The 10,533-nt window shown below is 69.6% G+C and carries 10 protein-coding genes and 1 pseudogene; 7 read left to right on the top strand and 4 right to left on the bottom strand.

Annotation, left to right across the window (positions count from 1 at the left end; genetic code table 11):
* From ACAD63_RS21270 to ACAD63_RS21240, 7 genes and pseudogenes are all read left to right on the top strand, one after another.
* Positions 1–1,169, top strand: a pseudogene (locus tag ACAD63_RS21270) (biotin/lipoyl-containing protein); the annotation flags it as partial.
* A 149-nt stretch (positions 1,170–1,318) separates the two neighbouring features.
* Positions 1,319–2,260, top strand: coding sequence for a 2-hydroxyacid dehydrogenase (locus tag ACAD63_RS21265; protein WP_434033230.1), 942 nt, complete (start codon positions 1,319–1,321; stop codon positions 2,258–2,260).
* A 56-nt stretch (positions 2,261–2,316) separates the two neighbouring features.
* Positions 2,317–3,252: a hydroxymethylglutaryl-CoA lyase gene (locus tag ACAD63_RS21260; RefSeq protein ID WP_434033229.1), complete on the top strand. Its 936-nt coding sequence runs from the start codon at positions 2,317–2,319 to the stop codon at positions 3,250–3,252.
* Between the two features lie 21 nt (positions 3,253–3,273).
* Complete coding sequence (locus tag ACAD63_RS21255; protein ID WP_029047310.1) at positions 3,274–3,774, top strand: YbaK/EbsC family protein; 501 nt, start codon at positions 3,274–3,276, stop codon at positions 3,772–3,774.
* Positions 3,771–4,205 (top strand): thioesterase family protein, encoded by a 435-nt coding sequence (locus ACAD63_RS21250; protein WP_133098125.1) that lies wholly within the window; start codon positions 3,771–3,773, stop codon positions 4,203–4,205. The genes ACAD63_RS21255 and ACAD63_RS21250 overlap by 4 nt, the downstream gene beginning before the upstream one ends.
* Positions 4,198–4,461, top strand: coding sequence for a DUF1289 domain-containing protein (locus tag ACAD63_RS21245; RefSeq protein ID WP_133098126.1), 264 nt, complete (start codon positions 4,198–4,200; stop codon positions 4,459–4,461). Before ACAD63_RS21250 ends, ACAD63_RS21245 begins: the two co-directional genes overlap by 8 nt.
* Positions 4,462–4,472: 11 nt before the next feature.
* Positions 4,473–5,396 carry an MBL fold metallo-hydrolase gene (locus tag ACAD63_RS21240; RefSeq protein WP_133098202.1) on the top strand — a complete coding sequence of 308 codons (924 nt, stop codon included), beginning with the start codon at positions 4,473–4,475 and terminating at the stop codon, positions 5,394–5,396.
* A 60-nt stretch (positions 5,397–5,456) separates the two neighbouring features.
* Here the strand turns inward: ACAD63_RS21240 and ACAD63_RS21235 are convergent, their stop codons facing one another.
* The 4 genes from ACAD63_RS21235 to dksA all read right to left on the bottom strand — a co-directional run bounded on the left by ACAD63_RS21235 (position 5,457) and on the right by dksA (position 10,435).
* Complete coding sequence (locus tag ACAD63_RS21235; protein ID WP_135704200.1) at positions 5,457–7,625, bottom strand: TonB-dependent receptor; 2,169 nt, start codon at positions 7,623–7,625, stop codon at positions 5,457–5,459.
* A 164-nt stretch (positions 7,626–7,789) separates the two neighbouring features.
* Entirely contained in the window at positions 7,790–8,254 is a 465-nt protein-coding gene (locus tag ACAD63_RS21230; protein ID WP_135704202.1) for a hypothetical protein, read from the bottom strand.
* The gene (locus ACAD63_RS21225) at positions 8,199–9,458 is read right to left on the bottom strand and encodes a CobW family GTP-binding protein (protein ID WP_133098129.1); all 1,260 of its coding nucleotides are present in this window, start codon (positions 9,456–9,458) and stop codon (positions 8,199–8,201) included. The genes ACAD63_RS21230 and ACAD63_RS21225 overlap by 56 nt, the downstream gene beginning before the upstream one ends.
* 290 nt (positions 9,459–9,748) lie before the next feature.
* Complete coding sequence (gene dksA / locus ACAD63_RS21220; protein ID WP_239477827.1) at positions 9,749–10,435, bottom strand: RNA polymerase-binding protein DksA; 687 nt, start codon at positions 10,433–10,435, stop codon at positions 9,749–9,751.
* Positions 10,436–10,533: the final 98 nt, after the last annotated feature.

The following is a 10,533-nucleotide window of genomic DNA, read 5'->3' as shown; positions in this document are numbered from 1 at the left end:
GCCGCGGCCAAGGCGGTGGGCTATGTCGGCGCCGGCACCGTGGAATTCATCGCCGATTATTCCAACGGCGAGGACGGCTCCTTCTACTTCATGGAGATGAACACGCGCCTGCAGGTCGAGCATCCGGTCACCGAGATGATCACCGGACAGGACCTGGTCGAATGGCAACTGCGCGTCGCCGCCGGCGAGCCGCTGCCGCTGACGCAGCAGCAACTGCGCATCGACGGCCACGCGCTGGAGGCGCGCATCTACGCCGAGAACCCCGACAAGCAGTTCCTGCCCTCCACCGGCACGCTGCGCTTCCTGCGCACGCCGCCGGCGGTGCAGTTCATGCGCGGCGAGGACGCCCATGGCCCGGCGGGCATCCGCATCGATGCCGGCGTGCGCGAGGGCGACACCATCAGCCCGTACTACGACCCGATGATCGCCAAGCTGATCGTCTGGGGCAAGGACCGGGACGAGGCGCTGGCGCGGATGCGGCAGGCGCTGGCGGCGTATCACGTGGTCGGACTGTCGACCAACGTGGCGTTCCTGCAGCGGCTGGTCAAGTCCGAAGCGTTCCGCACTGCTGATCTGGACACGCGCTGCTGGACCGCGAGGCGCGCGAACTGCGCATCGACGCCGCCGATCCGCACTCGCCGTGGACCCACGGCGGGGCATGGCGGCTCAATGGCGGCGTTTCGCGCCAGCTGCGCTTCGGCTACGGCGACCATGTGCTCGACGTGACGCTGAACACCAATGCGCGCGGCAGCACGCTGATCTATGCCGACCAGGCCGCGCCCTTCGCCAGCACCTGCCAGGCCGACGACCTGCGCGTCAACCTCGGCACCCGCCGTGCGCATGGGCAGGTGCACTGCGACCGCGAGACCTTCCATGTGTTCTATGGCGGGCGGCATGTCGCGCTGGCGTGGCTCGACCCGCTGGCCCACGCCGGCGAGGCCGAAGGCGAGGGCGGCAAGCTGACCGCGCCGATGCCGGGCAAGGTCATCGCGGTGATGGTCGAGCCCGGCAGCACGGTCACGCGCGGCACGCCGCTGCTGGTGATGGAAGCAATGAAGATGGAGCACACCATCAGCGCGCCGGCCGACGGCGTGGTCAGCGAAGTGCTCTATCGTGTCGGCGAGCAGGTGGCCGAAGGGGCGCAGCTGCTGGCGTTCGAGGGCAAGTAAGGGGCGCGTACGGTCCGGGTCCGGCCCGAAGCCTGACCCGGATCGCATTCCTCTGCCAAAATAGCCTTCTGGGTATCTGCTCACCCGTCGTTCCCGCCTGCGCGGGAATGACAGTCGATGCGCGCCCCGCAATATCCCCTGGAGACAAGATGAAGTTGCAGTTGTACGTCCCCGACGGCCGCTATGAGCCGTGGGTCGAAGGCTTTGCCGAAGCCCTGCCCGAAGCCGAATGCGTGACCTGGGAGGGCAGCCGGGGCGAGCCAGCCGACTACGCCGTGGTCTGGCGCCCGCCGGTGGAAATGCTGCGCGGCCGCACCGACCTGAAGGCGGTCTTCAACCTCGGCGCCGGCGTCGACGGCATCCTGCGGCTGCGCGACGAGGCACCCGATGCGCTGCCCGCAGGCGTGCCGATCGTGCGGCTGGACGATGCCGGCATGGCCGCGCAGATGGCCGAGTACGTCACCGCCGCCGTGCTGCGCTATTTCCGCAAGCTCGACGCCTACGAGGCGCAGGAACGCGCCGGCAACTGGAAATTCCTCAAGCCGCATCGCCGCGCCGACTTCACCATCGGCGTGATGGGCGTGGGCACGCTCGGCACCCATATCGCCCGCACGCTGGCCAGCTTCGGCTTCCCGGTGCGCGGCTGGAGCCGCACCGCGCGCGCGATCGAAGGCGTCAGCGGCTTCTATGGCGATGCGGGCCAGGCGCCGTTCCTGGACGGCCTGCGCGTGCTGGTCAATGTGCTGCCGCTGACCCCGCAAACCGAGAGCATCCTGAACACCGGCCTGTTCGCGCGGCTGGCGCAGGGCGCCTATGTGATCAACGTGGCGCGTGGCCAGCACCTGGTCGAGGAAGACCTGCTGGCCGCAGTGCAGTCGGGCCAGGTTGCAGGCGCCACGCTCGACGTGTTCAGCACCGAGCCGCTGCCGGCGGATCATCCGTTCTGGCAGGAGCCGCGCATCACGGTGACGCCGCATATTTCGGCGCTGACCCTGCGCGAGGACAGCATCGCCCAGATCGCCGGCAAGATCCGCGCGCTGCGCGCGGGCCAGCCGATTGCCGGCGTGGTCGACCTGCAGCGCGGGTACTGAGCGCCGCGGCACCCCACAACGAAGAACAGACAGCGAAGAACAGACAGGAGACGGCCATGACCATCCCGAACTACGTGAAGATCGTCGAAGTCGGCCCGCGCGACGGCCTGCAGAATGAAAAGGCCATGGTGCCGACCGACGTCAAGGTCGCGCTGGTCAACCAGCTGACCGACGCCGGCTTCGTCAATATCGAGGCCGCCTCGTTCGTCTCGCCCAAGTGGGTGCCGCAGATGGCCGATGGCGCGGATGTGATGGCCCGCATCCAGCGCCGGCCCGGCACGCTGTACTCGGTGCTGACGCCGAACATGAAGGGCTTCGAGGGCGCCATTGCCGCCGGCGCCGACGAGGTGGTGATCTTCGGCGCCGCCAGCGAGGCGTTCTCGCAGAAGAACATCAACTGCTCGATCGCCGAGTCGATCCGGCGCTTCGAACCGGTCGCCGCCGCGGCAAAAGAGAAGGGCATGCGCCTGCGCGGCAGCATCTCGTGCGCGCTGGGCTGCCCGTACCAGGGCGAGGTCCCGGTCAGCGCCGTGGTCGACGTGGTGCGCCGCATGCGCGAGCTGGGCTGCGACGAGATCGATATCGCCGACACCATCGGCGTGGGCACGCCGGTGCGCGTGCAGGAAGTGATGCGCGCCGCCGCCGCGGAGTTCGCGCTGGACCGGCTCTCGGGGCATTTCCACGATACCTACGGCCAGGCGCTGTCCAATATCCTGGCCAGCCTGGAAGTGGGCATCGCGATCTTCCACGCCTCGGTCGCCGGGCTGGGCGGCTGCCCGTATGCCAAGGGCGCGACCGGCAACGTGGCCACCGAAGACGTGCTGTACATGCTGCACGGCATGGGCATCCATACCGGCATCGACCTGGAAGCGGTGGTGCGCACCGGCGACTACATCTCGCAGGCGATCGGCCGCGCCAACAGCTCGCGCGTGGGCCGGGCGCTGCTGACCAAGTGGGCCGCCGCCAGCGATGCGGCGCCGGCCTGCGCCTGAGTCCAGAAACAAGGAGAACCCATGACGGCAAGTAACGAAGCGCTGCCCGAATCCGCGCAGCGCGTGGCGGACCTGCTGGCCGGACTCGGCCACGACCGCCCGGTGGTGATGCTGCCCGCCACCGGCAAGACCTCCGCCGAAGCCGCGGCGGGGCTGGGCTGCAGCGTGGCGGAGATCGCCAAGTCGATCATCTTCCGCCGCGTCGAGGACGATGCGCCGGTGCTCGTGATCGCCAGCGGCAGCAACCGCGTCGACGAGGCCAAGGTGGCCGCCCGCGTTGGTGCGCTGGGCAAGGCCGATGCGCGCTTCGTGCGCGAGAAGACCGGCTATGCCATCGGCGGCGTCTGCCCGATCGGCCATGCGGTCGCGCCGGTGATGCTGCTCGACCAGGACCTGTTCCGCTACGACAGCCTGTGGGCCGCCGCCGGCCATCCGCATGCGGTGTTCAACCTGACGCCGCAGCAGCTGCAGCAGATGACCGGCGCGGAGGTTGCCGACGTGGCCGCCGGAGCGCCGGCATGAGCCCCGAGCTACGTCCGGGGCTGACCTTCAGCTGGCAATACACGGTGCCGCCCAAGGCCACCGTGCCGCGCCTGTACGACGATATTCCCTGCTGCCCGGAGATGCCCGACGTGCTGGCCACCGGCTACCTGGTCGGCATCATGGAATGCGCCTGCCTGCAGATGCTGCGCAAGCACCTGGACTGGCCGCGCGAGCAGTCGCTCGGCACGCTGGTCAGCTTCTCGCACCTGGCGCCGACGCCGCCGGGCATGACGGTGACGGTCAAGGGCCAGCTGGTCGAGGTGGACGGCCGCCGCCTGCGCTTCGAACTGAGCGCCTGGGATGGCGAGGACAAGATTTCCGAGGGCGTGCACGAGCGCCACATGATCGACGCGGGCCGCTTCAACGAGAAGGTGGCGGCCAAGGCGGCGCGGCAGCACAAACATGCCTGAAGCGCGCGCGGCAGCCACGCTTGCGGCATTGGCCGCGGAGCTTGCCGCGCAGGCCGCCCGGCTGGAATCGCCGGTGCCCTCGCCGTGCCGCAACGTCTGCCGCATGGACGCCGCCAGCGGCTACTGCGAGGGCTGCCTGCGCACCATCGAAGAGATCGCCGGCTGGTCATCGGCCAGCGACGAAGACAAGCGCCGCATCTGGGCGCAACTGCCCCGGCGCGCCGCCTGGCTGGCGGGCGAGGAGACACCCCCTTGAGCGAAGCATCGATGCCCGCGTTGCCCGCATTGCCCGACACCATGCGCGTGTTCGAGCGCGGCTGGCTGTCGGCCAACAACATCCTGTTCGTCGATGGCGACGAGACCGCGCTGGTGGACACCGGCTACGTCACGCATGCGCCCCAGACCGTGGCGCTGGTCGCTTCCGCGCTGCAGGGACGGCCGCTGGTGCGCATCCTCAACACCCACCTGCATTCGGACCATTGCGGCGGCAATGCCGCGCTGCAGGCACGCTGGCAGCCGCGTACCGCGATTCCCGCAGCCGAAGCCGCGGCCGTGGCCGCGTGGGATACCGAGGCGCTCACCTACCGTGCCACCGGACAGCAGTGCGACCGCTTCGGCTTCGACAGCGTGCTGCACGATGGCGATGCGGTGACGCTGGGCGGCATCGACTGGCAGGTGGTGGCCGCGCCAGGCCATGACCCGCATGCGGTGATGCTGTTCGCACCGGGGCCGCGCATCCTGATTTCCGGCGATGCGTTGTGGGAGAACGGCTTCGGCGTGATCTTTCCCGAGCTGGATGGCGAGAGCGGCTTCACCGAGCAGGCGGCCGTGCTGGCGCGCATCGCGGAGCTCGATGCGCGGCTGGTGATTCCCGGTCACGGGCCCATGTTTACCGACGTCGATGCCGCGGTCGAGCGCGCGACCGCGCGGCTGCGTCACCTCAGCGCCGATCCCGCGCGCAATGCCAGCCACGCGGTCAAGGTGCTGGTGAAGTTCAAGCTGCTGGAGCAGCAGCGGATGGCGCAGGCGGAGCTGGCGCGGTGGATGGCGGAGGCGCCGTTGATGGTGCGGATTCGCGACCGGTTCATGCCGGGGCAGGAGATGGCCGGGATTTCCGCGCAGACGGTGCGGGCGCTGGTGGGAGCGGGCGCGTTGGCGGTGGAGGGGGAGTGGGTGGTGAATCGGGATTGAGGTGGTTGCAGGGCTGGCGTCTCAACGAAGTCGCGCCAGCCGCTAAGCCGCCACGCGGCCTCAAAACGACGTCCTGAACCCCACCTTCACACTCCTGCCAGCCAGCGGCGCGATATCCCGCAGGATCGACGTCGCATTGCGCGCATCCTGGTTGGTAAGGTTATCCCCGCGCAGGTACACCAGCGTCTGCGTCCCGGCCACCTTGAACTTGTAGGTCAACGCCAGGCTTAGCAGCGTATATGCATCGGTCGGTGTGTCGTTGCTCGGCACGCGCGTCTGCTTGGCCGCGTACGTGACATCCACGCGCGCGCCCCACGGCCCCGCGCCATACACCAGCGCACCGCCCAGGCGCAGCGGTGCCAGCCGCGGCAGCGGCTCGCCGGTGTCGCGGTTCTCGCCACGCACGTAGTCGGCGCGCGCCTCGAAATCCAGCGTGTCGCTGGTGGTCAGCATCTTCTGCAGCAGCCGTGTCTTGCCCTCGGCCTCGAAGCCGTACAGCGTGGCCGGCACCCCCAGGTACTGGAACTCCGGCAGCGAATCCGGGCTGCCCGGGGCGACCACGTCGCCGGCCTCGTCGCGCGCGCGGCCCGTGGCCGACAGCGCCAGGTAATTGGCAAAGCGGCTGTAGTAGCCCGACACGCCCGCGCTGTGCGCCCCCGACTTGAAGCGCACGCCCAGGTCGATCGAGGTGGCGCGCTCCTTGTTGGCGTTGGGGTCGCCCAGCTCCCACGAGCCGGTGGCCACGTGCGGGCCGTTGGCGTACAGCTCGTAGAAGGTCGGCGCGCGTTCCGTGTAGGACAGGTTGCTGGTCAGCGACCACGCCGGGTTGACCTTGTACAGCAGGCCGGCCGAGGCGCTGGTGGCGTTGAAGCTGCGGTTGGCGTCGGCAAAGCGGTCGTTGCCGTTGGCGCTGGCCTTGATGCTGCTGTGGTCGAGCCGGCCGCCGAAGTTGAGCTTGAGGTCGCCCGACGCGGTCAGCGGCAGTTCCTCGAACAGGAACAGCGCGGCGTTGTCGGTATTGGTGCTCGGCACGAACGCTTCTTCGCCCAGCGCCGAGAAGTCGGTATGCCCGAACTGCGTGCCGATCACCCCCGTCATGTTGCCGATCTTCGCGTGCCTGGCCTCGAAGCGCGCGTCCCAGCCGCGGTTCTTGAAGATCGTGCCGGTCTCGCCGCCCTCGATCTCCTTGTGCTCATAGTCGGTGTACCCGAACTTGCCCTTGACCGATTCGATCCAGCCGCCGGTGGTGCCGGCCAGGTTGCGCGCCTCGCCTTCCAGCGCGAAGCGGTCCTGCTTCATCTTCAGCCGCACGTCGTCCTCGGCGGGCGTGCCGTAGTCATTGCGGTAGGCGCTGTAGTTGGCGCCGACAAAGCCATCGGCCCAGGTGTAGGAGCCGCCCAGCGAGCCCCCCTGCTGATCGGCGCTGGTGTTGGGCAGGCGGCCGTAGGCCTCGCTTTCACCCTCGGGCAGGGGCTCGGCGGCGCGCAGGCGGTCGCTGCGGGCGTAGCCGGGGATGCGCAGGTCGCTGGTCTTGCGCGCGAACGCGTCGGCATGGACCGCGAACTGGCCGTTGCCGGCCTCGATCAGCGCGCTGGCATTGCGGGCCTGGTCGCCGCCGATGGTGCCGCTGGCATCCACGGCGCCGCCTACGCCTTCGATCGGCTCCTTGGGGATGCGGTTGTCGATCACGTTGACCACGCCGCCAATGGCATTGCCGCCGTACATCAGTGCGGCCGGGCCGCGCACCACCTCGATGCGCTCGGCCACCAGCGGATCCAGCGCCACCGCGTGGTCATAGGACAGGGTCGAAGCGTCGACGGTGCTGCCGCCGTTCTGCAGCACCTTGATGCGGTCGCCGTCCAGGCCACGGATCACCGGGCGGCTGGCATTGGGGCCGAAGTACGTCGATGACACGCCGGGCAGCTTGTCGAGCGTCTCGCCCAGCGTGCTGGCCTGGCGCACGGCCAGCGCGTCGCCGCCCAGCGTCGAGACCGGCGCGACCATGTCGTTCAGTTCGCTGCCGAGCGGGTTGGCGGTGACGACGACTTCGCGCAGCGTGCCGGTAGCAGTGGCGGTGGCAGGAGCGGTTTCGGCGGTGGCCGCAGGCGTGGCGGTCTGCGCGTGCGCGGGCGCTGCCAGGGCAGCGAGCGAGGCGGTCAGGGAGGCGGCAATGGCCGCGAGCGGGGTCAGGCAAGGGGCGCTGTTTTTCGTGCAGTTCTGTTTGGACATGGCGCGCGTAACGAAGCAGTGGCAATCAGCCCCGGGCTGGGCACGGCTGCATGGCGTGGCGTGGCGCGAGCCGCCCCGTATGGGACGGCCGCACCAGGCGGGCGGCAGGCGTTCAGCTCAGGAAAATTCGAAAGCCGGGCACGCGGCGATGGCCGCGTCCCGGATCAGGCGAGGGCGATGGCCGGCGCCGGTGGCGCGCGCGAATGGAAGGGGTGGGCGGCGGGCAGGTCGGGCCAGCGCCAGGCGAGGTTGGCAGGCTTGACCGGCTTGCCGAAGGCGAGCCGCGGCAGCGGCAGCTTGCCGCACAGCGTGTCGGCCACCGTGGCGCCGTCGAACAGCACGCAGGAGTGGCCGCTGAATTTCTGCGCCAGTGGATGGGAATCGGTATCGGCGTTGGTCGCGTCGGCCTCGGCCGGCGTGACCGACGTGACCGACGCGGCTGCGCTGGTCCCCGGCAGCCCGCCGTGCACGATGCGGTGGGTCAGCCCGGCATGCTGCGCCAGCAGCAGGCATAGCGCCAGCCACAGCGCGAGCCACAAGCCCGGGCCGTGCGCGCGCAGGCGGGTGAACCAGTCAGTGCGCATGGGGATGGTGCGGCGCGCCGCAGCCGCAATCGTCGCCATGGTCATGATCGTGGCCGTGGTCGTGTTCGTGGTCCTCGTCCAGCTCGTCGACCCACGCCGGGAACGGATCTGCGTAGTCCGCCCACGCCTGCGTGCCTGCCGCCATCTCGGCATCGTCCAGCAGGCAGGCATCGAGCCGCGCCGCCAGCGCGGCAGCGTCCAGGTCCAAGCCGATCAGCACCAGCTCCTGGCGGCGGTCGCCAAACGGTGCCGGCGCGCCGTCGACCTGCATGTCGGCCTCGATCCCGGCACGATCGGCGTCATCGGTCGGCCACTCGGCCGGGTCCAGCGCAGACCACCAGGCGCCGGCGCCGCCGTGGCGGCATACGCCGCCGGCCTGGTTCCAGTCGCCGGCGGTGTCCATGCGGCTGGCCAGCCAGAACAGGCCCTTGGAGCGCAGCACGCTGCCTTGTTCGCGCAGCCATTCGGTATGGATCAGGTCGGCAAAGCGCTGTGGATGGAACGGGCGGCGGCGCCGGTACACCAGCGTCGACACGCCGCTGTCCGGCTCCGGCGCCGTGCCCTGCAGGGCAGCCAGCCAGCCGGGAGCATCCGCGGCGGCGGCGAAGTCAAAGCGGCCGGTGCCGGACACCCGCTGCGGCGGCACGCTGCCGAAGCTGGCCTCGACGATCTCGGCGCGCGGGTTCAGCGCATGCAGCACCGCGCGCAGCCGCGCCAGCTCGCCGGCACTGGCGAGGTCGGCCTTGTTCAGCACGATGACGTCGCAGAACTCGACCTGCGCGGCCAGCACTTCCGCGACGGTGCGGTCGTCTTCCGGGCCCTGCGCCAGGCCGCGGTCGGCCAGGAAATCGGCTTCGTTGAGGTCGGCGAGGAAGGTGGCCGCGTCGACCACTGTCACCAGCGTGTCGGGCTGCAGCGCGGCATCGGGGCCGGCGCCGTGCTCGGCCTCGAACAGGAAGCCCTCGGCGATGGCGAGCGGGTCGTCCCGGCCATCGGCCTCGACCAGCAGCGCATCAAAGCGCCCTTGCGCGGCCAGCCGCGCGGCTTCGGCCATCAGCGTGCCGGCATCCGGCAGCACGGTGGCCTCGCAGCCGGGCGGTAGCGGCGCCAGCGTCTGGCCATCCTGCGCGCCGCAGACCAGCACGGCCACGCGCCCGCCGGCGCCTTGCGCAAGCAGGTGGTTCAGCAGCGTGGTCTTGCCGGCGCCGGTAAAGCCGGACAGCACGGTGACAGGCAGGCGATCAGCCATGGCAGGAGAGCGGAAAGGTGGCGAACCGGCGGCGCAAGCAGGGATTGCAAGCAGGGACTGCAAGCAGGGGCCGCAAACAGGCGCGCACCCGGTTGTTGCAACAAAGTTGCGAATTTACCAGAAAGCCCCGGCCGGCGACAGCGGGACGATTCTCATCATGGTAGGCCGTGGCCGGGCCACGACAAGTGCAGCGGTGCCCCGCGCTTGACCACCAATGCAAACGGCCCGGATAAACCGGGCCGTCGTGTCGCGGCTGCGCCGGCCAGGCAGGCCGGCTCAGTTGCCGGGCTTCAGTCCCCGAACAGCTTCTGGCGCAGTTCGCGGCGCTGCTGGGCTTCCAGCGACAGCGTCGCGGTGGGCCGGGCCAGCAGGCGCGGAACGCCGATCGGCTCGCCGGTTTCCTCGCACCAGCCGTAGTCGCCGGACTCGATGCGCTGCAGCGACTGCTCGACCTTCTTCAGCAGCTTGCGCTCGCGGTCGCGCGTGCGCAGTTCCAGCGCATGCTCTTCCTCGATGGTGGCGCGGTCGGCCGGATCCGGCACGATGACGGTTTCGCGCAGGTGTTCCGTGGTCTGGTCAGCGTTCTTCAGGATTTCGTCACGCAGCTGCTCAAGGCGATTCTTGAAGAAGGCGAGCTGCGCCTCGTTCATGTAATCCTTGTCGCTCATCTTCAGGATTTCAGCTTCAGTCAGAAGTTTGTTGCTGCTCATGGTTGCTGCTGATTCTCTTGTTGAGGCGGCCGGCGGCGTCTGGGTCCGCTCGGATTCGCTGTCCGTGCGCTTGCGCGCCACGGTCGTTTCACTCTGGCTGGCTGCAGTCTTGCTGCTTCGCGGGCCTCCCTTCGTTGCGCCCGCTTCGGCGTTCGCCGTACTGCCGCGGGGAGCGGGCGCGGCCTTCACAGGCTGCGCCTTGAGCGTCTCTGCCGCTGCACTACCTGTCTTGCTGCGGCTTTCTTTCGTCTTCGTTGCGGCTGTCATGGGACACCTCTCTCTCGCGTCAGTCAGTGACGGCGCGCGCCGAGGTACCCCTAGCGGAAAGGCGGTCTCCGCACGAAGCACTGCGACCGCACCTGCCC

This window comes from Cupriavidus sp. a3, from assembly GCF_051015765.1.
Classification (GTDB): domain Bacteria; phylum Pseudomonadota; class Gammaproteobacteria; order Burkholderiales; family Burkholderiaceae; genus Cupriavidus; species Cupriavidus oxalaticus_A.
This window is presented reverse-complemented; position numbering and strand designations above follow the sequence as displayed.